This window comes from Streptomyces sp. NPDC049887 (assembly GCF_040656535.1).
Classification (GTDB): Bacteria; Actinomycetota; Actinomycetes; order Streptomycetales; family Streptomycetaceae; genus Streptomyces.
Window position 1 is genome coordinate 12193 of the sequence record NZ_JBFAMM010000019.1, and the last position, 23002, is coordinate 35194.

The window sequence follows — 23002 nt, forward strand, 5'->3', positions numbered from 1 at the left end:
GGCCTCGGAGCATGCCCTCTACTGGGCATCGCAGCGTCCCAGTTGCCGGCTTGCAGAGAGATCGGCTATGTATCCGTCGGGGCGGACGAGAATATCGCCGTAGAGGAGCAGCTGCTCTGCAGCCAGAAGCGGAAAGGCGTGGACTGCACCGTGCATCGGCCGATTCGCGGGTGACCGGCTGAGATGTACTGGCCTGCCCCGGCGCAGTACCTCATAGAGTCGCTGCGGTCTACCGGCAAAGAAGACCGGTATGTCAGGTACACGATCCCCCACAGGGCCTGCGTCTTCCTGGGTACGGTAGGTGACGTCCAGCCCTGACAGGGTCATCGCCATCCGACGTTGCAGAAAGGGCAGAGGCGCTGCGAAGAGCAGCCCTCGTCGCGCGGCCCTTCCAAGCACCGTCGACATCGTGTTGAACTTCAGCAAGGCATCCGTCCACCTCAGGATTCGAGATACGGCTCGACTGCGTTCGGCGTTGTACGAGTCCAAGAGATGCTCAGCTTCGGTGTCCGCGATGGCTGTGCTCAGCTTCCATCCCAGGTTGAGCGCGTCCGCAACTCCCGTGTTGAGCCCTTGCCCCCCGGTGGGAGGGTGAACGTGCGCGGCGTCACCGGCCAGCAGTACCCTCCCCTGCCTGTACGTTGCGGCGTGGCCCTGTTCACAGCGGTAGCGGCTCATTGACAGTGACTTCCGAACCCCGAAGTCACGGCCCGCCGTGCGAAGCAGAGTCTTTCGCAGTCCTTCTTCAGTGAGTTCGTGGACTGATCCGGGATTCCGGTAGTCGTAGATGATGAAGCGCCCACGGCTGTCTCCCCAGGGAAGCGCAATGACCATCCCGTCAGCACTGAACCGGCTCCACGGCTCGGACAATGGAGTACGCAGTTCCACGTCCGCCGAGATCACCCAGTCCGGGTACCTGCGGCACGGGAAGGCGATCTCTGCCGCGCGTCGCACGGTGCTGTGGGATCCGTCGCAGCCGACGAGCCATGAGCAGGTCATTTCCCGACGAAGGCCGTTTACATCGAGTGTCAGGCGCACCTGCTCAGCATCTGAAGACAAGGCAATCACCCGAGCTCTTCTGATGACGCGGGCCCCCAGCACCGAAGCATGCCGCTCCAGCATCGCTTCCGTCCGGTTTTGAGGCAGGCTCAGAGCAAAAGGGAAGCGGGTCGGAAGCCCGGACAGGCGCACGCTGCTGCGGGCACTTCCCAACGGATACGTACTGAAGCGATGACCCGCCAGGACGGCAGACTCGGCCAGGCCCCTCATATCCAGGTACTCCAAGGTACGAGCATGCAGGACCAGCGAACGGGAGGTGGGCTGCCTTGCAGAAAGTTGCTCCAGCACCACGGCTTCCGTGCCCCGCAGCGCAAGCTCAGCAGCCAATGTCAGCCCCGTCGGGCCGGCACCTACGATGGCGACCTCCGCATGACGTGGCGGCACAAGGTCGGTGAAGCCGAGAGCGGAGTCGGAAGTCATAGCTCCTCGCCCCCAGTGGCCGCGTCGGCACCCACCGTCAGACTGATGCGATGCCTCGGGCGCGGCCAGCTCCGCACGACGGAGCTGGAGGAAGAACGGTCGAACCGGGCCAGATCCACCTGAATGCTGTCGACAGACTCGTAGTCCAGTGTGACTGCACATATATCCGGTACAGCGTGAACAGCCTCAACAGCCGCCGCATGCAGGGAATGCTGCACAGAATTTCCCTTGTGCCTCATGAACGCCGCGAGGAACGCCTTCCGCACCAAAGGCCCTGTGACACGGTGATCACCAGCAGGCAGACTGTAGCGCCATGCGATGGATACCATTCCCCGAACGGGGCGATCCTCTGTTTCCGTGGCATCAGTAAAACGATCTCGGAGAAATCCGGCAAAACTGGTGCCACCGGGTTTGAAGAGAGAGATCTGCTGATATCCGGCATGCAGAGCTACTTGCGCACCGCGGGATTCAGCGGTTATGAGGATACTTCCGTCGCTTCCCCCTGGCCCTCTTGTGGATCCCCCATGAGATTCAGGTGACCAAAACTTTTCCGTAATCCGAACTTTACAGAGGCTGACTGCCCGGCATGTGGCCGATAAGTTGCGGGCGAGACCCACTGCAAAAGTCTCGGCCGGGTCCTGCAAGTGCTCATGCAGCAGGACAGCGGCGGCGTTCTCGAGTGAGGAGGTGGGCAGCAGGTCCTGGTTGACGCCGTTACGGAACACCTCCTCCATACCACCGACCATCTCCACGGATACGATCATTTCGCGTATACGTCCGTTCGTGACACCGGTCAGCATGATGTCCGACTTGCCGTAGCAGTGCATTCCGAGAACAGTGTGCATGCGGAATTCTCCATTACTGCAGGGAAGGAGGAAGACAGTTTCGGAAAAATGGTCGTCCCGTGCATTGCGCTACAGAACGGTGTCTGCTCATACTCCAAGAGTGGCCCCGAAGGAGTCACCTCCACTTCTCCGCGAAATACATCTGCGAAAGGACGCGGTTGTGCGCGCGTACACATTGAACGAACACAACTACGGAGAGTCAGGTATAGAGTATCTACTCGTTCACCGCAATGGAGAGAAAACACGGATCCGTAAATTCCGGTGCGACGTTAAGTTCCTCGGCGGCCCGCCGGAGGCGTACCAGGACGGAGACAACCGCCGCCTCTTCACAACGGGGACGATCAGCAACACGGTCCTTGCCCTCGGTGCAGAACACAGCGATGGGGAGCCCGAGGCGTACGCGCTGGCCCTGGCCAGGAGGCTCACGGACGCCGCACCTTCGGTACAGGCCACTGTCGTCCACCTCTCGGCCATGGAGTTCACAGCCATCCCCGGTGCCGCGCCGGGACCAGCTCGCCACTTCACAGGACCGCCGGGGGGCGCATTGCAACACACCGCGACAGTGCGTCTTGGCCGCGACGCAGACCTGCATGTCTTTGGGGGGCTCGACGGCCTTGAGCTCTTCGCCACATCAGGTGCGACGTTCACCGGGTTCCCCCGCGACTTCTACACCACAACACCCCATCAACCAGATCGCGCTCTGGGAATCAGCTGCAGGATTGCCTGGCGTTACAACCGCCCGAGCGCCGACTACGGAAAGTGCCGGCTGAACGCTTATCGGGCGGCCACTCGGGCCTTCGCCGAGCACACGAGCAATTCAAGCCAGCACACCTTTCACCATTTGGCCCGGGCCGTACTTGACGCCTGTCAGGATACAGATTCGGTCCGTATCGAGGGAATCCATCAGACTCGACCGCTCCTGGACCTCGGTCCGTTCCTGCCGGATCAGGATGTCATATACGGGGTGCAGGATTCACAAACCAGCCCCGTTACGGTGGAGGTCAACCGCTCCTGATTGACCAGTGCGAGCAAGAACCGGAAAGAGGAACCGTGCTCAGCAGAAAAGGAGAATCTCCGTTCATTGGTGTCCTCTGTGATGCTGGTGGCCGGGACGGAGGAAAGTACGTGGAAGCCGCCGAAGAGGTAGGACATATGCTTGGATCCTGTGGTTACGGGGTTGCCTACAATGCTGGCCTGGGATCGATGGGCAACGCCCTGGCTACATCCGCCATGCGCACCGGATCCCCGGTCATAGGCGTAATCTCCCGGCGCACTATGAATCATCTCCTGGAAGACCGCGGTGGAGAGCTTCCCATAGGCACGCTTCACGTCGTGGACGCACCAGCCGAAAAGGCGAGGGTACTACAGTCCTTAGCGGCCCTGTATATAGCTCTGCCCGGCGGATTCGAGGTCCTTGGCAGCGTTCTGGATGTAGCGAGAAGTGCAGTTGATGTCGCCCGACCCGTCGTCCTGGTGAATGCCGACCGATTCTTCGATGGCCTGACAAGCCAGCTCGAGAGGTGTATATCCGCAGGATTCTCCGATCGAGCGTCCGTGAATCGAATCGTAGTAGCGCACAGCGTGGCCGAAATCCCGAACATGATGCGCCGCCTGCTCCGCGTAACCGGCTCGGCTCCCTGAGGGCTGTTCCGTAAATGATCTACGGCATGTTGGTTGACCAGCTCGTTTCCCCGTCACCCGGCGAGGGTGAGGTTGTGCAGGCGGGCGATGCCGAGCATGGTGTGGTGGAGGCCGTCGCCTTTCAGGCGGCAGTCGCGGAGAATCTTCCAGCTCTTCATGCGGGCGAAGGCGTGCTCGACGCGGGCCCGGACCTTTGCGGTGGGAAGTGTTGTGCTCCTCCTTCCAGGCTGGGAGTTCGGCCTGGCCGCGTTCGCGGCGGTGCGGGATGACCAGGCCGGTACCCCGGTAGCCGCCGTCCGCGATCACCGTGGTCCGGCCGACGGCGACCACGAGGCGGGTGTCGGCCTCGATGACGACCTGGTGGTTGGTGGGGTACCGGGCTGGGCCGGGAAGGGCTACCGGGGTGCCGGCGGCACCCGTACCCCGTGCTGGGGACGATGGGAGAACCTTTCCACCGGCCAGCAGGCGGTGAACCGGTCCCATGCGAAGAGCTGCGCCCTCGTCGAGCAGGCCATGGCCACCCTGAAATCCCGGCGGCTCCTTCGCAGGCTCCGGTGCTCGACCACTCGAGTCACCGAACTCGTCCAAGCCGTCCCCACCCTGCATCCGGCCAGCTCAGACCGATGATGGAAAGGCCTCAGTGATTCAGAACATGTTCGTTGCAGGGCTGGGCAGTTGGGGACAGGCACCGACCCCGCCACGGTGGGCGGAAGGCTGCTCCTACCCCGAACTCTCCACGACCGTACCCTCCGGACGCCGCCCCTTGATCTCGGGCGTCCGTCGAAGCAGATCAAGCCCGGAAGTCTCACCACCCGGTACGGTGTCGGTCAGCTGCTGCCCGCCCCCACGCCTGGTTGCTCGGCCTCTTTACATCTGTCAGCAGATCTGCAATCGATGGATGAGCCGCCGGCAGAATCCAGATGGCTGGGCGCTGCTCCCCCGCCCTCATATCACTGATGGCGCTGCGCGGGGATCGCAAAACGAGGGAAACTCATGGTCAGCAGACGGGCGCCCAACGAGCGGCTCCGAGGCTTGCTCAAGGAAGCACAGTGGACAGGCGATGCCCTGGCGAAGGCTGTCAACGTACTAGCGGCTGAAGCGGGGCTTTCCTTGCGCTACCAGCGTCCCTCGGTGGCTCAGTGGCTGGCGGGAGCCGTGCCGCGCGCGCCCGTCCCCCTTCTGGTGGCTGAAGCCATGTCCCGAAGACTCGGTCGCGAGGTGACGGTGGAAGACGCTGGTTTCACTGGCCCCGACGACAGCCGCAAGACCGGCACCGCTTTCGGTGGTGAGGACGCCGGCGAGGTCCTGCATGCTTTGGCACGGCTCTCTGAAGAAGCCAGCCACAAGCGGGACGATTCTCGCCTTGTCTATGCTCTCACCGCCGTTGAGGAGATGTCCTCAGAGGCACGCTCCAGGACGTTGTGGGCTGCAGCGAGGCCGTCCGGGAGACGCATAGGCAGGGCAGAAGTCAGCTCCGCAGAAGCGATGCTGCAGCTGCTCTCCTCCATTGAGCAGACCTTCGGCGGAGGGTACGTGCGTACCGCACTTGCCACGTATCTGGCTACTGTGATCGGGCCTTGGCTTGCGGCACCGTCCAGCCCGGTCGTGGGCCGTAACATCTATTCTGTCGCCGCAAAGTTGAGCTGCCTTTGTGGGTTCGTTCACTTCGACGACGAGCAACATGGTCTGGGTCTGCACTACTACGTGAGCGGCCTGCGGCTGGCGGCAAGCGCGGAAGACGACTTCACCGCGGCTGCCGTCCTACGCGGCCTGAGTGTCCAGGCATACACGCTTGGGCATCGTAGGCAGGCGCGATGGCTTGCTGAAGGGGCAGCGCGTCGGGGAAGCCCGCGGGTGCCCGGGCATCTGCGCGCCGCCGTGATGGGGCAGCAGGCGGTCACTGCTGCGGCCGTTGGAGACCGGCGGGTGGCCCGCGACTGCCTACGCCTGGCTGAACGGTGGCTTGATGACTCGGCTATTCCGCTTGTGCCGATAGGGGCCTACCATCTTGGCTCGCTGGCCCACCAACACGGGGAGGTCGCACTGCTCCTGGGTGACTTCCAGAGGGCAGAGAGTTTCCTGCGGACCGCGATCCGCCAGCGCCCTCCGTATGAAGGCCGTTCCCGCGCGCTGATCCTGCACAAGCTCGCGGTTCTGCAGCTCTCCCAAGGAGAGTTGGACGCCGCCTGCGACAGCTGGCATCAATTCGTCAAGGCGTCCACTTCTGTCCGTTCGCATCGGGTCGAATCTGCTGTCGCTGAGATGCGAGCCCGGCTCCTTCCCTACGCCAATTATTCGGAAGCAGCATCTGTTCTGCGCTCTGTCACATACCCTGGGCCTATGCGAAAAACGGTGTGACTCCGCTCGCTGAAGACCGGGCCTGCGACGAGCGGGAACAGAGCGATGCCGTGGGAGGACGCCGGGACCTCGCTCGCGGAGCGGAGCGGGCAAGGATGCCGATCGGCACCCGGGAGGGTGACCGCCGCTGCAAGCTCCCACGCTCGCAGCGAAAGTGACACCGCTGGTGTGTCTGCGCGGGACGAGGCGCACGAGAGGGGTCGGTGGCATTGTCACCGACCCCTCACAGCGATGGTGATCGCGAAGTCGCTTGCCGAGTAGCCGATGTGCGACGCACACGCTTGCATCGCTACGCCTGACACGTCCGTGGCCATGCTGATGCGCTGCCGAGGTCGGCAATCGCATCACACGCTTCCTCCACGCTCACACGTCGCACCTCCGGCGCAGTCGGGCCAGGAATCGAGTGTGGTGTGCTCAGTTGTCACTCGCCGACGCAGAACACTCAGCGGACCCAACCCCGACAGCGCATGCACCACACCGCTGACCGCTCCGGCGGGAGCAGATCTCGTCCCGGTGACCCCTATCGCCGACACCTCCGCGAGCCAGCGGGAACGCAGGTCGGCGGCATCCCGCACCAATTTCACGACTCCTTCGGCTTCCGCCGTAACGGCCGCTGCCGCCCTGTGTGTTTCGGCAGCGCCCAGTTCCCCGACGACGAGAACCAGGTCACAATCCGCTGTCAGAGAGCGAAGCGTCAGACGCGAGTCGGTCTCCGCATAGCACCAGCTGGAAGGATGCTGGCCTCGCAGCTCCGGAAAGCGCTTCCGCAGAACCTTGACGATTTCCGCAGCATCAGTCACCGCCACTCCTGGCTCCAGTACATAAGCGGCCTGATCAGCATCGGACACGTCCACACATTGCGCCTCACGAGCCGAACCAACCCGTGTCAAACGCGCCAGGAGTCCGCACACAGCTAAGTGACGGCGCTCCGACCCGATGACCAGGACACGACACCCGTCCTTGGCGAAAGCCGCTGCGTCCCGGCACGCCCGGGTACCCGACGGGCACATGCCCTGGTATGCACCGCCCTTGCCATCAACCGTCAGCCCCGGCTCTGCCATCGGCAGACTCTCTCCCGTCAGTACCTCCTGACACCACGGCCCTCCGCCGGCACACATCTCCATCGGAAGGTACCCCCCACCTGATTCCTGTCCTTCAGACATATGCGGGAGCGGGGCGACGGCCGCGCAGCAACGCCTCCGCTCTGCCACCACCACGCGACGGGTCCTCAGTAGGCGTGACCACTCCGCAACAGCAGCACTCGCCGCGCGTGCAGCCTCCGGGTTCCCTGCGGACGCCCCCACGCCTATCCCTCGCGCGGTACCGTCCGCGCCGACGTAGGACACCACGGACAGGGGATCGTTGCCGGGGCGGCCTTCTGCGCCGCTGGCCCCCGCCGCCAACGGTTCCACCCCTACCCGCCAGCCCGCCTCTCGCAGACTCTGCGCTACAGGATGAGCCGCCGCGCAGCGCACACTTCCTCTCGAAGGATGCGTCAGCTCGGACGCGACGATCAGGTCCACCCCCCCTGCCGCAGCGAAGCTCAGCAGGTCGTGTCGCACCGTCCTGTTCACTTGCAACTCCTTCATGAGGTTCTTCCGGGAACCCTTTTCATCTGTAGCCCTGGCGGGTGGGGAGTGGTCCGTGGTTGGGGCGGGAGGATCGTTGTGGCTCTCCCGGGTCACCCGCCGACCACCGCGGGCGTCCGGACACCACGTCCACGGGCCTGGGGCGCGGCACCCTTCCATACCACCGCCACTGGCCTGTCAGGCCGCCACTTCGCACCATCCGACGGCCTCCGATCATCGGAAAGGGTGTGCGGCCCCGGCGCGTGGAGCGGACCACCGGCCTCGGGACGCGCGGCCTCGCATCCCGCGTACTTTCGCGCGCCGCCGTGCCAGGCGATTTGTGGCAGTGGGGAGAGCAGTACGTTGCCGGGACAGGACGGTCGACTTCGACCGTTCAAGGCGCCCTGCACTCCGTTCTATTGGACAGCGTCTCGCCCGGCGGGCCGGTTGCGTCTTGGGAAGTGGTGTACGGGCTCCCACCTGATCCGGGCGTTTGGCCCGGCGTCGGAGTGATTGTCCGGACTAAGAACGGCCACCGGCTGATCTTTCAAGACGGCCAAGTCCTTGAAGGGGATCAGCACGATGACCGCACCCGACGGTCTGCCCTGCACGCCCTCGCGGAGGACATCTCGCCTCGGCGAGTCCGGACCTGCTGCGCGCTATGACCAAGAGGTTCGCCGATGCGCTCATGTCGGCGGAGGCCGACGCCCTCTGCAACGCAGAGTACTGGCAGGTCAGCGAGGAACGCGTCAAGCATCGGGACGGCCACCGCCCGCGCGAGTGGGACACCCGCGCCGGGACCCTAGAGCTCGCCGTCCCCAAGCTGCGGCGGGGCAGCTACTTCCCGCACCGGCTGCTTGAACGACACCGCCGGGTGGAGCAGGCCCTGATCTCGGTGGTCGCCACCGCCTACCTGCTCGGCGACTCCACCCGCCGGGTCGCCAAGCTCGCCGCGTCCCTCGGTGTCACCCAGCTGTCGAAGTCCCAGGTCAGCACGATGGCCAAGCACTGGACGAGCACGTCACCGCCTTCCGCAACCGGCCCCTGGACGCCGACCCAGATGCGGCACGTACTGGACGCGCCGGAGGCCAAGTTCCCCAAAGCCGCAGCCCGCTTGGACGCTGCTCAGCACGACCTGCTGGCCTTCACGGCCTTCCCGCGGGAGGTCTGGCGGCAGATCTGGTCGAACAACCCGCAGGAGCGGCTGAACAAGGAGATCCGCCGCCGCAACGACGTGGTCGGCATCCTCCCCGACCGCACCGCCGTCATCCGGCTGGTCGGGGCGGTCCTGGCCGAGCAGAACGACGAGTGGGCCGAGGCCCGCCGCTACATGGGGCTCGACCTGCTGGCCAAGGCCCGACTCCACCCGATCGAGGCAGAAAGCAACGACACCGTCCTGCCCACCGAACTCACCGCATAGCCTCGAACCGAGATCGCCGAGTGGCTGTCGATACACCACTCCAGCGGACGTGACCGACGCCGGGAACCGTCGGGTGTCCTAGATTACGCTGATCGGGTGGGCCGTGGGAGCGTCCGCGCAGCGGAATCGCAGTCGGCCGGCTTCATCGTGTCCAGGGAGGCCTCCATGCCGGTAGCACGTCTGCTCATTGCTGCTGTCGCCCTGATGACGGCGCTGGTCACAGGGTGTTCCGGGAGCGATGCGCCGCCTCGGCCGACTGGTGACATCGGCGTGGCCACCGGGAACCGCGGTGGCGTCTACGCGGCGTACGGGGCTGGATACGCCGAACTCATCGATCGGGGCCTGCCCGGCGCGACCGCTCCGGTGCTGTACACGGGCGGCAGCATCGACAACCTGCGCCGGGTGGGCGCGGGCGAGGCACGCGTGGGCTTCACGCTCGCTGACTCCGCCGCGGACGCAGTCGGCGGGCGGGCGCCGTTCGCCGAACCAGTACCCGTGGTGGCGCTGGCCGCGCTGTACGACAACTACGTGCAACTCGTGGTCCCCGCCGACAGCCCGATACGCAGCGTGGCGGATCTGCGAGGGCGACGGGTCTCTTTGGGGGCCGGGGCTTCGGGTACCGCGGTCACCGCCGAGCGGATCCTGGACGTCGCGGGGCTCTCCCTGGACGGCGACGTGGCCGGAGAGCGGCTCGATGTCCGTGCTGCGGCGTCCGCCTTGGCCGAGGGGCGGATCGACGCGTTCTTCTGGAGCGGCGGCCTGCCCACCTCGGCGATCACGCAGTTGCGCCGGACCACGCCGATCCGCCTGGTGGATCTCGGCGACGTGGTCGACGGCCTGACCCGGTCCTACGGTGAGCTGTATACGGAGACCACGGTGCCGGCCGTTGTCTACGGGGAGCAGAGTGCGGTGAGCACGGTGAGCGTGCCGAACTTCCTGGTGGTGCGTCGGGACATGCCGGAGGCGGAGGCGTACTGGCTGACCCGGGTGCTGTTCCAGGGAACACGAGAACTCATCCGCGTCCACCCTGAGGCCCGTAGGCTCGATCGCCGTACTGCGATCGCCACGTACCCGCTGGAGCTGCATCCGGGTGCGGAGCGCTGGTACAAGGAGTCCCATCCCTGACGCGTGGTGCGGTCAGGGCGCGGCGGCCGGTGGCGGCGGAGCGGCCGGCAGCCGTACGGTCGCCGCGAGGCCATGAGGCTCAGCTGCCGTGAGGCGCAGCTCGCCGCCGCCTGCCTCGACCACGAAGCGGGTCAGGGCGAGTCCGAGTCCAGTGCCGCGGACGTTCTGATGGCGTGTGCTGCGCCAGAACCGTCCGCCCGCCTGGGCCAGTTCCTCGGCGGTCAGTCCGGTGCCGCCGTCGCTTACCGTCACCTCCACCACCTCGTCGCCCTGCCCTCCCGGCGCACCAGCGCCGTCGCCGTCCGGGGCCCGGATGACCGAGATATTGACCGGGGTGCCGTCGCCGAACTTGAGAGCGTTGTCGAGCAGGGTGTCCAGGGCGTGGTCGAGGCTGTCGGGCAGGGACAGCGCGCTCACCCCGTCCGGAGCGTGCGTGGTGAGCGGGACGCCCTCCGCCTCGTAGGCCGTCCGCCAGGCGTCGACTCGGTGGGCGACCACGGCCGTGACGTCGATGAGGACGCGTTCCGCCTCGGACGCCTCGGCCCTGGCCATGCTGAGCAGTCCATCGAGGATCTCACCGAACCGGTCGGCCTCTTCCGCGGCGGCGTGCAGTTCGTGCAGGCCATGGGGGTCATTCACGTAGTCTTCGAGGTTCTCCACGCGCAGCCGGAGCGCGGTCAGCGGATTACGCAGCTGGTGTGAGGCCTGTGCCACGAACGCGCGCTGCTGTTCCTGCGAGGCGTGCATGCTGCCTGCCATCACGTTGAAGCTGTTTGCGAGGCGGCGCAGTTCCGGGGCGCCCACGCGTTCCGAGACCTTGGTCTTCAACCGGCCGAGGGCGACCTCGTGCGTGGCGCGGTCCAGTTCGTGTATTGGGCGCAGCACCCACCCTACGAGGGGGGCCGCAACTGCGATGATCACGGCGGCGAGGGCGGCGAGGCTGCCCAGGGCGACGAGGGTCAGATGATTGGCGACCTCGGAGCGGGCCTGTTCGGTGGGCGAGACGATGAGGACGGCACCCAGCATATGGCCGTCGCGTTTGACCGGCTCGGCGAGGACGAAGGGGCTGTCGTCCCACGGCCACATCAGGTCGGGCTGCCGTGCGGGCCGGTCGGCCAGGGCGCGCAACAGCGCCGACTGCACTTGTGGTTCCTCCAGGTCGAGGGGACGCGGGGCAATGACGATCTCTCTGTCCGCGTCCACCACGGCGACCTGGGAGTCGTACAGGGCGGCATAGCGGTCGGCCGCCGCTTCCAGGCGGTCGGTGCGGCCCGACTCCAGAGCCGTACTGGCCATGTCGGCGAACCAGGCGCCGTCCTCGACGCGTCCGATGAACGAGGTTTGGAATGTGTACTCTGCAGTGGTCCGTACCAGTGGCACGCTGAGCGCCAGGATGAGGCCGGCGACCAGGGCGCAGACGATGACGAGGAGCCGGCGGCGCATCGGCGATCCGTGTGCTCAGCTGCCGACTGCCGTGGGCGGCAAGACGGGGGACGAGAGCCCCCGATGCGAGGACGGTGGCACCTCCGGGCCGGTATCCGAAGCCGCGTACGGGGGGCCTTCGGCGGCGGTTGCGAGGCGGTAGCCGATGCCGCGTACGGTCCGCACCACGCTTCCCGACCGCCCCAGTTTCCCGCGCAGGTTGGCCATATGCACATCCAGGGTGCGCGACATGCCCTCGTAGGTCGTCTGCCACACCTCGACGATGATGCGGTCCCGGGGCACGGCGGCACCCTCGGCACGCACCAGCACGGCCAGCACGTCGAACTCCTTGCGGGTCAGCGGCACCGGCCGCCCGTCCAGGGTCACCTCGCGGCGCCCGAGATCGATCTCGAGACCGTCCACCGCGACCAGCCGGTCCTCCCCGACGCGCCGGGTCATGCTGCGCCGCAGCACCGCCTCGATTCGGGCGAGCAGTTCGGCCGCGTTGAACGGCTTCACCACATAGTCGTCGGCACCACTGCGCAGACCGCGTACCCGGTCGGGCCCGCCTCCCCGCGCGGTCACCGCGATGACCGGGACCGATCCGCGGGCGCGCAGCTCCCGGCACACCTCGATGCCGTCCCGGTCCGGCAGGCCCAGATCCAGCAGCACCAGATCAACGGCGGGAGCGGCCAGCGCGTCGGCGGCGCTCGCCGCACGCCACACCTCGTACCCGTTACGACGCAGCGAACCCGTCAGCGCGTCGGCAACCCGATTGTCGTCCTCGACAAGAAGTATCCGCACCCCAGCCTCCCAGTGCTTCACACGCCGGGTCCGTAAGCCCCGCTGGGGCACGTATGCGGGCGGCAAACGTCCGGACCGTCGAGTCGAGCATAGAAGTGATCCACGTCACCCAACCCTAAGCCTTCGTTAAGAGCACGGGCATCCCCTGTTGCCCGTACGTAACGACTGGCACGGTCAGGGGAGAGCGGAGCCCCAGCCCCGGAAGATGGCCACGATGAGCATGACAGCAGTGCCGTCCGAGCCGCGGCAGCGAGCAGCCGGTCAACCGATGTCCCCTCTTGACGGTGCGGAAACCGACGGTGCGGCCTCCCCGGTGGCCTGGCACACGGACCCGCGGGGTAGCCGGCGACACCCGCGCACCGGCATCCGCGCACGGCCGCTGTCGCACGGCTTCGCGGTGCCCGCAAAGGACCCGGCAGCCGTCCCCAGGGCCCGTCGGCTGCTGCTGCCAGCGGTCCGCGCGTGGGGAGTTCTACTCGTGGACGAGGTCCCGTACGATCATTCGCTGTTGTCGGGTGAGGTCATCGCCAACGCGGTGCTCCACACCACCGGCCCGTGCTCGGTGACGGTGAGCCGGACGGGGGCCCGGCTGCGGGTGGAGGTGGCCGGCACAGCCGACCGGCTTCCCACTCAGCGCGCTCGCGAGCTGTGCGCCGAAAGCGGCCGGGGCCTGACCCTCGTCGCATCGCCGCGAGCTGGGGCAGCGCAGGTACCGCCACCGGCAAAGTGATCTGGTTCGAGGGGGTGCCTGCGGTGCCGGCCCTCGACGTCGACCGGCCGGACGGCCCCGTGTACCGGCAACCGCGCAGCTGAGAATCTCGGCACAGCACGAAATGATCCTTCGACGGCCGGATGCAAGTGATCGCCCGGCCGTTCGCCCGGAAGGGCCCGATACCCGCCCCGGCATCTGCCACGCTCCCCCACTACCGCAGACACCGGGGGGTTACTGCAGTCACGGCCACTGCACCGCACCGGGCCCTCGGGGACGAGGCTGCTGGGCCGGGGCGCCGCGCGTCCCTGCGTCCCCCGGACCCGCGTAGCGGCGTACGGCTGCTGGCGGGACCGACACATCACATTGGTGACAGCAGAGATGGCCTTGTCGAGGATCGGCAGCAGCGTCGGCAACGAGGTTGCCCGAACCGGCAGCCGGCACATCCTGCGCCCCCGCCTGCAACTTGGTGATGACATGCCGTGGGATGAGCCGCCTGGTGAATCCCGCTCTGGTCGCATGGAGTGCTGCGTTGGCGCTGTCGGTTTGCCTCCGCCGGTAGTGGAGAGTTGGGAGCCGTCCGCTTCGAGGCCGACACGAGGCTGGCAGGAGAGCAGGAGGACGGCCGTCCGCTTCGCGAACCGGGCCTGGACGCCGGGGGCGCGGACTACCACGCGATGGCCCGGGGGTTCACGCCTCGGGCAGGAGAGCGGAAGGCCCGTAAACGGCGTGGGATCAAGCCGAGACCGGGGTTCTGCTTCTGTCCTCTGGAACCGCGAGTGTCCGGTTGCGGCGCACCGACGCCAGGAAGGACGCGGCGATCAGGACCACGCCGATCAGGCCGGTGATGATCTCGCTGATCTGGTGCTGGATAGTGATCAGCAGGATCGCGGCGAGAGCGCCGATGGCGTAGTGGGCGCCGTGCTCCAGGTAGACGTAGTCGTCGAGGGTGCCCTGACGGACCAGGTACACGGTCAGTGACCGGACGTACATCGCGCCGATGGCCAGGCCGAGCGCCATCCAGAAGATGTGGTTGGTGATGGCGAAGGCGCCGATCACACCGTCAAAGGAGAAGGACGCGTCCAGCACCTCCAGGTAGAGGAACAGAAAGAACGCCGCCTTCCCGGCGAGGGCGACCGCCGAGACCTGCCTGCCCTCGGCCCCGGATCTCTCCTCCTCGTGGTCGTGCTCCTCCTCTGCCTCCAGCCTGTCCTCGAAGAAGCCTGAGAGTCCGCCCACGCTGAGATAGGTGATGAGACCGGCGAGGCCGGAGATCAGGACCGTCTGTGCCTTGTCGGCATGCGCGCCGCCGTGCTGGTGCGCGTTGGTCGCGAAGGTCATCGAGGTGATCAGCAGGACGATCATCGCGATGCAGACCGACAGCATGTCGATCTTGCTCAGCTTGGCCAGCGGGCGCTCCAGCCAGGCCAGCCACTTGATCTCGCGGTCCTCCAGGATGAACTCCAGGAAGATCATCAGCAGGAACATGCCGCCGAAGGCCGCGATCGCCGGATGGGCGTCGGTGACCAGGTCCTCGTAGTGCCCCGGTTCGTCGAGGGCCAGCCGGACGGCTTCGACGGGCCCGACCTTGGCGCTGATGGCGACGATCACCACCGGGAACACCAGCCGCATACCGAACACGGCGATCAGAATGCCGAGAGTGAGGAAGATCCGCTGCCAGAAGGCGTTCATCCTCTTCAGGATCCCGGCGTTGACGACCGCGTTGTCGAAGGACAGCGAGATCTCCAGAATGGAGAGGATCAGTACGACCCCGAAGGCCTCCCAGCCCCACTGCCACGCGGCGAAGGCGAGGCCGGCCGCCGTGACGGCGAACGACCAGCCAAACGTCCTCAAGACCATTTTCATCCGAACTCTCAGGGTGATGGGTGATACGGCAGAGGCCGGCGGTCGCCCACGTCACGACGCCAGCCGGTCGGGGTCCGCGGTGGGCGCCGCGGGCGCCACTTCGAACCAGACGACCTTTCCTGTGGCGGTCCGGGCGCTGCCCCAGCTCGCCGCCACCGAGGCGACCAGCAGCAGGCCCCGGCCGCTCTCGGCGTACGGCGCACGGCCACGCGGCGTAGGCAGGCCCGCAGCTGTGTCGGTCACCTCCACCCGCAGCCGGGCCCCCGTCCAGCGCACGGTCACCGAGCACGGCCCGCTGGTGTGCCGTATCGCGTTGTTGATCACTTCGCTCGACAGCAACCCGAGGTCGTCGTGCGTTTCGTGCGCCAGGGGGAGGTTCCAGTCCCGGACCAGCGACAGGAGCAGCCGGCGGGCCTTGGGCACGCTTGCCGGGTCCTCGGGGTCGAGCTGGAAGCTGTGGAACAGGGTCTGTCCCGGAAGATCCGTCATGATCATTCCTTGGTGGGCGGTCAGGACCGGCAAGAGCGGAAGGGACTCGGGAAGGTAGGCCCGGGCCGGTCCGGCGTGGGGGGGGCGCCCGGACCGGCCCTGCTCTTGGGGGCAGGCTCAGGCCTTGTCGGCCAGCCCCTTGAGGGCCTTCTCTGCGCCGGGGTTGAGCGGAACGGGCGAGACCACGCCTCCGTTGTCGGCCTCGATCTCCGCCGCGGCCGCGTTGACCTTCTCCAAGTCGCTCTTCTTCTCGTAGATCAGGTTGACGATGTCCGCGGCCAATTCCGGGTCGAAACCCTTGTTCACCAGCAGTACGTTCGGTACCACGATCGTCGGCACGTCCTCGGACTGGTTGTATACGGACGCCGGGATGGAGCCCGTCTGGTAGACGTCGCCGTACTCCTTGTTCAGAGCGGGCAGCTGCGGGGTGACGTCGAGGAGGCGGACGTCCTTCTTGAGAGTGGTCGTGAGGTCGGTGATGCCGCCGGTGGGCAGTCCGCCGGACCAGAACAGGGCATCGATGGTGCTGTCCTTCATGGCGTCGACGGTCTCGGGCAGCGCCAGGCGTACAGCCGTGACGTCATTCGCCGGGTCCAGCCCGGCGGCCGTCAGCAGGCGGTTGGCGATCACTTCTGTGCCGGAACCGGGCGCGCCGGTGGACACTCTCTTGCCCTTCAAGTCCTCGAGGGACTTGATGCCGGAATCGGCCCGGACCAGGACCTGGGTGTAGTTCGGGTACAGGCGGGTCAGAGCCTCGATCTCCTGGGGCGCGGTGAATGCTTCCCTGCCCTCGACGGCATCGCCGGCGGTGTCCATCAGTGAGAACGCGATGTCGTAGGTGCCGGCTTTGAGCCCCTGGATGTTCTGCACCGAGGCGCCGGTGGAGGTCGCGGTCGCCCGGTAGCCGTCGAGGTTGTCGGAAATCAGCTCCGCGAGGCCGCCGCCGATCTGGTAATAGACGCCCGTGGTGGCGCCGGTGGCGATCGTGAGCCGGCCGCCCTTCACGTCGCTCCCGGCCTCGTTGTCGGTCTGCTTGCCTCCGCCGCATGCGGTGGCGGCAAGAGCTGCGAGGAGGGCGGCGACGGCGAGACGTGTGGCACGTATCCGGTGTTTCATGAGGGGAGGTGTCCTTCCATGAGGGTGTCCGCCAGGGAGTTCTCACCGGTGGTGGGAACCGCGGGGGTCTGGTGCCTGCGGCGTAGACGATGGACGCCGAAGGCGAGAGCGAGTGCCACGACCCCTGCGGTGATCGCGGCGGGTTCGAGGTAGAGGAGGCAGAGGGCGGCGGCGGCGCACAGCGCGCGCTCCACCGGCCCGGCGGGGCCAAGCAGCCACCCTCCGGTAGCAGCGGCCAGCGCGGCGACAGCGAGGGCGGAGACCGCGGTGGTCCAGGCGATGCCCGCAAGGCTTCCCGTGCCGAGCAGCTGGGAGCCGTTGTCGGTGAGGACGAAGGCGAACGGCACCAGGAACGCGGGCAGCGAGTACTTCCACGTCGCCACCATGGTGCGCATCGGGTTGCCCCCGGTGATGGCGGCAGCGGCCGCCGCGGCGAGCGCAGTCGGCGGGCTCACCTCGGACAGCACGGCGTAGTAGAAGATGAACATGTAGGCCTCATGGGTCGCGATCCCGAGCGAGAGCAGCGCCGGCGCGATGATCACCGCGGCGATGATGAAGGAGGCGGTGACCGGGACGGCGAGGCCGAGGATGGAGACCGCGACCGCCGCGAAGACGGCTGTGAGGATCAGCCTCAGGGTCTTGTCGTCGCCGAAGAGTCCGGCGGCGTCGACGATCACGGAGGCTAGGTTGAGGCCGAGCCCTGTCTGGGTGACGACGGCGACGATGATGCCCGCCGCGGCGCACGTGGCGACCACCGGAAGCACCGAACGGCAGCCCTCTGCGAGAGCCGCGTACAGCCGCCGCGGCGTCATCCGGTGTTCCGGGTCGAGGAACGAGAGCAGGAATTGCAGGACCGTTGCGTAGACCACGGCCTTGAAAGGGGGCAGGCCCGCCGCCATGAAGCCGACAATCATGAAGAGGGAAAGGAAGTGGTAGCCGAACCGGCCCAGCAGCCTCAGCGCCGACGTGCCCTTCTCGCCCACGACGGGCTGCGCCTGGTGCTTGCGGGCGTCGATCTCCACCGCGAGGAGGATGCCCAGGTAGTACAGGAGCGTGGGCACCAGGGCGTACAGCAGGACGGTGAGGTAACTCTCCCGTAGGTACTCGGCGATGATGAACGCCGCGGCGCCGAGGGTGGGCGGCGAGAGGATGGCGCCGATGCCGGCCGCCGCCAGCACGCCGCCGCCCTGCTCCTTGCTGTAGCCGGCCCGGCGCAGCACGGGCCAGGCGACCGATCCGAGACTGACCGCGGTCGCGGTGCCGGACCCGGAAACGGTGCCGAGCAGAAAACCCGCCGTGGTCACCGTGCGGCCGGGGGCGCTGCGGGAGCCGCGAAAGGCCGCGAAGGACAGATCGATGAAGAACTTGCCCGCGCCGGAGATGTCGAGGACCGCGCCGAAGATGGTGAACAGCACGATGTACGTGCCGGCCACGTTCAGCGGCACGCCGTAGACCCCGTCGGTGCCCATGAAGAAGTGGGCCGCGATCGCGTCGATGTCGAACCCACCGTGCGCCAGGGACCAGTCGTACGGCAGCAGCCCCCCGTAGTAGGCGTAGAACAGGAAGGCCGCGCAGAACGCCGGCAGGACCCAGCCGGTGGTACGGCGGCAAGCCTCCAGGACGAGCACGATGAGGACGAGACCGGCCAGGACGTCGAGGGAGGTGGGCAGCTGCCGCCGCTCGATGAAGGGGTCGAACTCCAGCAGCGGGTAGAGGCACACGGCGAGCGCGGCCGCGGCGAGCAGCCAGTCGAACCAGCCGGGGTCGTCGCGCCGTGCGGGCCTGTCGCCGGTCTCCCCCTGGGCCCGGGCCCCGCGCCGCCGGGGAAGAAGCACCGCCGGTACCTTCACCGTCCCGCGGTAGGTCACGAAGACCAGCGGCAGCGTCGCGGCAAGGAAGATCGTCAGGTAGTACTGGGTGCCCTTGGCCAGCGGAAGGAAGATCGAGTAGAGCACGAAGACCGACACAACCGCGCACACCAGGGACACAGCCCCCGACACCCGGGGGGAGAGTTTGCGGGCCGGCCGTTCCTGGTCGAACTCGGCCACCAGTTCCTCAGCTGTTCGCTGTCGCGGCTCGGACGGCGCCGTTGCCATGCTCATCTCGGCCATCTCCTGGGGCTAGGTGCTTCGCTGTGCCCCAGACCGTGGCAGTCGGTCACGTGCCTGCAACAGGGGAGGCCTGTGCTCTTAACATAGGTTTAGGGTTGGGTGACGCGGATCACTCCTTTCGTCCCCACGACGTTGTCGTACCAGTGGAAACAACTCCCCCTCGCTGTCCGCGCAGTAGTAGTCGGCGCCATGAACCCTCCCCATGTGGTGGTCGAATCGGTGACCAGCACCGCACGACCCGCGTGGCGGCGAGTGGATCACAGCCACTGATGAATCGATGCGACGTGGACGGCCGTCTCGAACCGAACCGCGAGCTTGTCATAGCGGGTGGCGACCGCCCGGTCCTGCTTGAGGCGGCTGATCCCGCACTCGACCGCGTGCCGGGCCTTGCAGTCCTGAGAGGGCGGCGCACAAGCGGGCCCGTGCGGCGCTCAAGCGGGCGCTGCGCACCGGCAGCGAGCCGCCCCGCCCCCAGCGCCGCCGCACCGACTGGGACGCACACTGAGTCGGCCCGACGAAACGGCCCCGCCCACCGGCGGGGCCGTTCACGTTCTCGACGCGCTCGGCGCGACCGCCCCCCTTGGCGTGCTCATCACGCCCCAGGGCCCGGCGGGCGGGCGCCTGCCAGGACCAGCCGTGCCGCTTGAGCAGCCGCCAAACCGTCGCCACCGACAACGTCAGCCGGAACCGGCGGCGGATCACCGTCTGGACCCGGGCCAGAGTCCACCGCTCATCCTCGAAGCCGTGCGCGACCGGGCCCTCGCCGAGTTCCTCCTCGAGTACGGCGAACTGGGCATCGGTGACGGTCGGGGAGTTCGCCGGACCTGCCGAGCGCAAGGCCTCCATCCCGCCCTCACGCCAGGCCCGGCGCCAGCGCTCCACCGAGCGCACACTCACCCGCAGATCCTTCGCGATCACCGCAGTCTTCTCACCCGCCGCGAACCGGGCCCCGGCCTGCAGCCGGATCTTCTCCCGAAAAGCCCGACGCTCAGCGGTCAGGCCCCCACCCTCCGGATCACGCATACCAACGGCATGCCGCAGGGATCACGACCCGTCACTACCCGACGACAACCCGAAAACCTCAGTAACAGGTCGCGGGTGCCGGGAACCGGGCCGGGCAGAAGCTGCCGGTGAAGGCCGCGGCGGCTGCGCAGGCCGTCTCGGTCTTCCCGAGGAAACCGCCACCGCTGATCATGAGGCCGTCTCGGGTGCCCGGCTCGAAGTTCAGCGCGTTGTTCCGCAGCCGGCCCCGCATCAGTTTGGTGACCCTCGCGCTCATCGGGGTCTCCAGCAGTCCCATGTTGACGTGGGTAGCCGTGCGGTGCAGATCGTTCAGGGCCCTCCGCCTGGGGCTCAGCGCCGCGTACTGCTCCAAGGACAGCCGCGGCGCCGCAACGAACGTGCCGCGCTGACGCTGCCACTGCTGCCAGCCCTCCCAGGTGGTGCAATCCGGCGGCGGCCCGGACCGGAGGAAGGGGACGATGCCGCTCTCATCCTGCGTGTGGTCCGCCATGCGGCTCCTCCTCGTCGTCCTCCGGGAGGAGGAAAAGATCCCGTCTGCCGACGACTCACCCAGGGCGGGCGGCGGCGTCGGACGGCGGCGGACGGCCTGCTCGCGCCGGTGCCGACGCTGGGTGTCGATGCTGTGCTCGGCCTGTCTGGCACGCTGGCTCCAGCGCAACGACGTCACCACCGCGCCGGCTTCCAGGACATCCGCGGTCCGGTCAGCAGCGGGCTCCTGCGGCGGCCGATCAGCTTGAGCCGCAGCGGCCTGGGTGATCTCGCGGGCATGCTCGGTCCGCTCCGTCTTCCGAAGGCTCTTCCAACCGCTGACCGGGGCCCGCAGCCCGATCAGCTCCAGTAGTACCGGCAGCAGCTCCTGGTCAGACTTCGGCTACATCCCGCTGGCACGGACCTTGGCCATCAGCTCGCGTACCCGTGCGTCCCCAAAGGCCGGGGCCTGGCCATCCGGCGGCAGCCCGGTCCACTCCAGCGGGTGCCAGTAGTGGGTGAGCGGGTCCTGGAAGAAAGCCCGTCGGCGGTCCCGGGGATCGCGGCGGATCACCCACTTGCCCTTGTGCTGGCCACCACGGGTGGACCGCTGGCCGCGGTAGTCCGCCAGGGCCGGGCCGTCATACCAAAGGTCACGGATCTTCACCCCGCGCCGGGCGTCGATGCCGACGTAGTGGGCCGGCAGCAATTCGTAGAACAGCTCCGGCGACGGGATGCCCATCGCCAACCCGGCCTGCGCGAAGGACGCCGCGAACAGGGTGTTCGGGCTGTGGTCCCCGCCGGGATCCCAGCTCGGTGCGTACTCCCCCAGCCGCCGCCTCTGCCAGACCGCCACGATCCACGTCGCGATCAGGTGCTCCATCTCGTCGATGGTCAGCACCGGTCACCTTCCGGATCGGCGCCCCGGTCGGCCGCGTCAATACCGGTGTAGCCGGGCAGCTGCTCGAACAGCAGTGAACGGATCGAGCCGAAAGCCCGCTCGACGGTCTGCCTGTCCGTCGGCCGCAGCACCCGGGCCGGGAGGATATTGCAGCCCACCACCCGCTCGACCTCGACCAGGTGGTGGTTGCGGTAGACCGAGCCGTGATCCGTCGTCTCCGTCTCGGGTGCGAAGAACGGCAGGCCCGCGACCTTGTGGCCGGCGAACTCGGCGACCACCGCCGCCGGCAAGCCCGGGTAGGGCCACTCCAGGTCCTCGCCCCAGTCGTCCCGCATCGGCAACGGCGGCATCACATCCCGCAGCAGCATCGCGACGTCGACCGAGGTGTCGGACACCAGCGTGAGCCGGAACGCGCAGAGCGAGTGCGTGTGGACATCCATCGCCAGTGTGAGGTGGACCTTCACCGGTTCACCGAACACGCTCTCCCGAACCATGACCGGCAGCACCGTGGTGTCCAACGCCACCACCTGACCCGGACGGTGCACCAGCACGTGCCCGTTCTTCTCCGGCAGTTCGCCGGAGCGGACGTAACGCTGGCGAGAGCCACCCGGCCCGAACCACTCGTGCCAGACCGTCCTCAGAGTGTTGTAGCAGGGGACCTCGACTTCCCGGTCGCGGAATGTCTCGCGGACGTACTGGTGGATCATGCGCTCGCGTGTTCGCATGGTCACCTTCGACCGGTGCAGCGTCTCCTGCCGGACAGCGAAGATCGCTTCACGGACTTCCTCGGTGATGCTCGGATGACCGCCGCTCTCACGCAGCCAGCGGTCATCCGCGCATCCGACCAGGCCGTGCTCCTCCCGCTTCTGGTCCCAGCGGATCAGCGTGCGATAGCTGACCCGGTCCAGCCCCAGCAGCTTCGCCTCACGCCGGTCCATGGCCCCTAGCTCGGCGACCTTCGCCAACCGGCGGCTGGTCAGCGTCGTCGTGGCCGGGTCGTACTCAAAGCGGCGAACGCGGCGTAGGTAACCAGCGTTTCACCAAGGGATGGGTTGGCCACTGTCAGGAACAACAGGGGCCAGACACTGCCGAGAGACAGTCCTGCCAAGAAGGGGTGGCGCGCACACCACCACTGCGCGGTTTCACGAAGTCGAGCGCGTGCCATTACCAGCGACCTCGGTTCCAGCGGGAGTACCTGTTCCACATGCTGTGGAACCCGTACCTCCGGTAGCTTCCCCAGACACGGCGGACATCACAGGAATGGCAGCGGTCCCGGCGTGGGGTGCCGGGGGCCACTGTCTTGCTGTGACTGGGGCTATTTCCAGCCGGTGGTGGTGCGGATCAGTTCGCACTCCTCAGGGGTGGGCGTGCGGAACTCAATCCGCTCGCCATACCAGTCGAGCACGCCGCTGCGGAGTTCGGCGGCCAGCTCGTCCAGCTCGTCGGTCTCGAACATGTCGTTCGCGTCCGCGGGCTGGCCGGGTGCCGCCGTCTGGAAGAAGTAGACCTGGATGTAGTCCATGATCTCCCCTCCGCGGTCGTAGGTGAGTCGACCGGCGGCGACGCGCAGGTAGAACTCGCGTCCCTGGGCGTCCCGGCCGATGCCCAGGAGCCCGTCCAGAGCCGAGTATTCCTGGCTCATTATGCGTGCCTTTCT

18 protein-coding genes and 4 pseudogenes are annotated in these 23002 nt (G+C 67.3%); 6 read left to right on the plus strand and 16 right to left on the minus strand.

The genetic code is table 11. The features are described 5' to 3' along the window. Positions 1-18: 18 nt before the first annotated feature. Positions 19-1479 carry an FAD-dependent monooxygenase gene (locus tag AB0J10_RS22340; RefSeq protein WP_363064193.1) on the minus strand — a complete coding sequence of 487 codons (1461 nt, stop codon included), beginning with the start codon at positions 1477-1479 and terminating at the stop codon, positions 19-21. Beyond that, positions 1476-2324 carry a hypothetical protein gene (locus tag AB0J10_RS22345; RefSeq protein ID WP_363064195.1) on the minus strand — a complete coding sequence of 283 codons (849 nt, stop codon included), beginning with the start codon at positions 2322-2324 and terminating at the stop codon, positions 1476-1478. The genes AB0J10_RS22340 and AB0J10_RS22345 overlap by 4 nt, the downstream gene beginning before the upstream one ends. Before the next feature lie 100 nt (positions 2325-2424). On the opposite strand from AB0J10_RS22345, the gene AB0J10_RS22350 reads away from it, so the two are divergent. Both AB0J10_RS22350 and AB0J10_RS22355 read left to right on the plus strand, forming a co-directional pair. Beyond that, positions 2425-3339 (plus strand): hypothetical protein, encoded by a 915-nt coding sequence (locus AB0J10_RS22350; RefSeq protein ID WP_363064197.1) that lies wholly within the window; start codon positions 2425-2427, stop codon positions 3337-3339. A 35-nt stretch (positions 3340-3374) separates the two neighbouring features. After that, the gene (locus AB0J10_RS22355; protein WP_363064199.1) at positions 3375-3965 is read left to right on the plus strand and encodes an LOG family protein; all 591 of its coding nucleotides are present in this window, start codon (positions 3375-3377) and stop codon (positions 3963-3965) included. 53 nt (positions 3966-4018) lie between these two features. Here the strand turns inward: AB0J10_RS22355 and AB0J10_RS22360 are convergent. Then, positions 4019-4343, minus strand: a pseudogene (locus AB0J10_RS22360) (transposase); the annotation flags it as partial. 3 nt (positions 4344-4346) lie between these two features. Here AB0J10_RS22360 and AB0J10_RS22365 point away from each other — a divergent pair. Then, a pseudogene (locus AB0J10_RS22365) lies at positions 4347-4592 on the plus strand (IS5/IS1182 family transposase); the annotation flags it as partial. 405 nt (positions 4593-4997) lie between these two features. Next, complete coding sequence (locus tag AB0J10_RS22370) at positions 4998-6323, plus strand: hypothetical protein (RefSeq protein WP_363064201.1); 1326 nt, start codon at positions 4998-5000, stop codon at positions 6321-6323. A 344-nt stretch (positions 6324-6667) separates the two neighbouring features. Here AB0J10_RS22370 and AB0J10_RS22375 read toward each other — a convergent pair whose 3' ends face one another. Beyond that, complete coding sequence (locus tag AB0J10_RS22375; protein ID WP_363064203.1) at positions 6668-8071, minus strand: hypothetical protein; 1404 nt, start codon at positions 8069-8071, stop codon at positions 6668-6670. Positions 8072-8519: 448 nt separating this feature from the next. On the opposite strand from AB0J10_RS22375, the pseudogene AB0J10_RS22380 reads away from it, so the two are divergent. Further along, positions 8520-9311: pseudogene (locus AB0J10_RS22380) on the plus strand (transposase); the annotation flags it as partial. Between the two features lie 165 nt (positions 9312-9476). Continuing rightward, a complete protein-coding gene (locus tag AB0J10_RS22385) occupies positions 9477-10436 on the plus strand; it encodes a TAXI family TRAP transporter solute-binding subunit (RefSeq protein ID WP_363064205.1) in 960 nt (319 codons plus the stop codon). 12 nt (positions 10437-10448) lie between these two features. Here the strand turns inward: AB0J10_RS22385 and AB0J10_RS22390 are convergent, their stop codons facing one another. From AB0J10_RS22390 to AB0J10_RS22445, 12 genes and pseudogenes are all read right to left on the minus strand, one after another. Further along, a complete protein-coding gene (locus tag AB0J10_RS22390; RefSeq protein ID WP_363064207.1) occupies positions 10449-11879 on the minus strand; it encodes a HAMP domain-containing sensor histidine kinase in 1431 nt (476 codons plus the stop codon). 15 nt (positions 11880-11894) lie between these two features. Further along, a complete protein-coding gene (locus tag AB0J10_RS22395; protein WP_363064209.1) occupies positions 11895-12662 on the minus strand; it encodes a response regulator transcription factor in 768 nt (255 codons plus the stop codon). A gap of 1444 nt (positions 12663-14106) precedes the next feature. Then, positions 14107-15231: a DUF475 domain-containing protein gene (locus AB0J10_RS22400; RefSeq protein WP_363064211.1), complete on the minus strand. Its 1125-nt coding sequence runs from the start codon at positions 15229-15231 to the stop codon at positions 14107-14109. Between the two features lie 57 nt (positions 15232-15288). After that, positions 15289-15726 carry an ATP-binding protein gene (locus tag AB0J10_RS22405; RefSeq protein WP_363064213.1) on the minus strand — a complete coding sequence of 146 codons (438 nt, stop codon included), beginning with the start codon at positions 15724-15726 and terminating at the stop codon, positions 15289-15291. A gap of 117 nt (positions 15727-15843) precedes the next feature. Then, entirely contained in the window at positions 15844-16842 is a 999-nt protein-coding gene (locus tag AB0J10_RS22410; protein ID WP_363064215.1) for a TAXI family TRAP transporter solute-binding subunit, read from the minus strand. Further along, the gene (locus AB0J10_RS22415) at positions 16839-18944 is read right to left on the minus strand and encodes a TRAP transporter fused permease subunit (RefSeq protein WP_363064217.1); all 2106 of its coding nucleotides are present in this window, start codon (positions 18942-18944) and stop codon (positions 16839-16841) included. Before AB0J10_RS22415 ends, AB0J10_RS22410 begins: the two co-directional genes overlap by 4 nt. Positions 18945-19210: 266 nt before the next feature. After that, positions 19211-19327, minus strand: a pseudogene (locus AB0J10_RS22420) (IS5/IS1182 family transposase); the annotation flags it as partial. Further along, the gene (locus AB0J10_RS22425; protein ID WP_363064219.1) at positions 19272-19976 is read right to left on the minus strand and encodes a winged helix-turn-helix domain-containing protein; all 705 of its coding nucleotides are present in this window, start codon (positions 19974-19976) and stop codon (positions 19272-19274) included. The gene AB0J10_RS22425 and the pseudogene AB0J10_RS22420, both read right to left, overlap by 56 nt. A 58-nt stretch (positions 19977-20034) precedes the next feature. After that, complete coding sequence (locus tag AB0J10_RS22430) at positions 20035-20466, minus strand: hypothetical protein (protein WP_363064221.1); 432 nt, start codon at positions 20464-20466, stop codon at positions 20035-20037. A gap of 381 nt (positions 20467-20847) precedes the next feature. Beyond that, on the minus strand, positions 20848-21345 hold the full coding sequence (locus AB0J10_RS22435) for a hypothetical protein (RefSeq protein ID WP_363064223.1): 498 nt from the start codon (positions 21343-21345) through the stop codon (positions 20848-20850). After that, positions 21339-22310 carry a hypothetical protein gene (locus AB0J10_RS22440; protein WP_363064225.1) on the minus strand — a complete coding sequence of 324 codons (972 nt, stop codon included), beginning with the start codon at positions 22308-22310 and terminating at the stop codon, positions 21339-21341. Before AB0J10_RS22440 ends, AB0J10_RS22435 begins: the two co-directional genes overlap by 7 nt. Before the next feature lie 350 nt (positions 22311-22660). Continuing rightward, complete coding sequence (locus AB0J10_RS22445; RefSeq protein ID WP_363064227.1) at positions 22661-22987, minus strand: hypothetical protein; 327 nt, start codon at positions 22985-22987, stop codon at positions 22661-22663. Between the last annotated feature and the right edge of the window lie 15 nt (positions 22988-23002).

Excerpts from the sequence above, each read along its gene's own strand:
- AB0J10_RS22390 (WP_363064207.1), bottom strand. The coding sequence starts at position 11,879 with ATGCGCCGCCGGCTCCTCGTCATCGTCTGCGCCCTGGTCGCCGGCCTC.
- AB0J10_RS22410 (WP_363064215.1), bottom strand. The coding sequence starts at position 16,842 with ATGAAACACCGGATACGTGCCACACGTCTCGCCGTCGCCGCCCTCCTC.
- AB0J10_RS22445 (WP_363064227.1), bottom strand. The coding sequence starts at position 22,987 with ATGAGCCAGGAATACTCGGCTCTGGACGGGCTCCTGGGCATCGGCCGG.
- AB0J10_RS22375 (WP_363064203.1), bottom strand. The coding sequence starts at position 8,071 with ATGGAAGGGTGCCGCGCCCCAGGCCCGTGGACGTGGTGTCCGGACGCC.
- AB0J10_RS22345 (WP_363064195.1), bottom strand. The coding sequence starts at position 2,324 with ATGCACACTGTTCTCGGAATGCACTGCTACGGCAAGTCGGACATCATG.
- AB0J10_RS22340 (WP_363064193.1), bottom strand. The coding sequence starts at position 1,479 with ATGACTTCCGACTCCGCTCTCGGCTTCACCGACCTTGTGCCGCCACGT.
- AB0J10_RS22425 (WP_363064219.1), bottom strand. The coding sequence starts at position 19,976 with ATGCGTGATCCGGAGGGTGGGGGCCTGACCGCTGAGCGTCGGGCTTTT.
- AB0J10_RS22415 (WP_363064217.1), bottom strand. The coding sequence starts at position 18,944 with ATGAGCATGGCAACGGCGCCGTCCGAGCCGCGACAGCGAACAGCTGAG.
- AB0J10_RS22385 (WP_363064205.1), top strand. The coding sequence starts at position 9,477 with ATGCCGGTAGCACGTCTGCTCATTGCTGCTGTCGCCCTGATGACGGCG.
- AB0J10_RS22430 (WP_363064221.1), bottom strand. The coding sequence starts at position 20,466 with ATGGCGGACCACACGCAGGATGAGAGCGGCATCGTCCCCTTCCTCCGG.
- AB0J10_RS22405 (WP_363064213.1), bottom strand. The coding sequence starts at position 15,726 with ATGACGGATCTTCCGGGACAGACCCTGTTCCACAGCTTCCAGCTCGAC.
- AB0J10_RS22400 (WP_363064211.1), bottom strand. The coding sequence starts at position 15,231 with ATGGTCTTGAGGACGTTTGGCTGGTCGTTCGCCGTCACGGCGGCCGGC.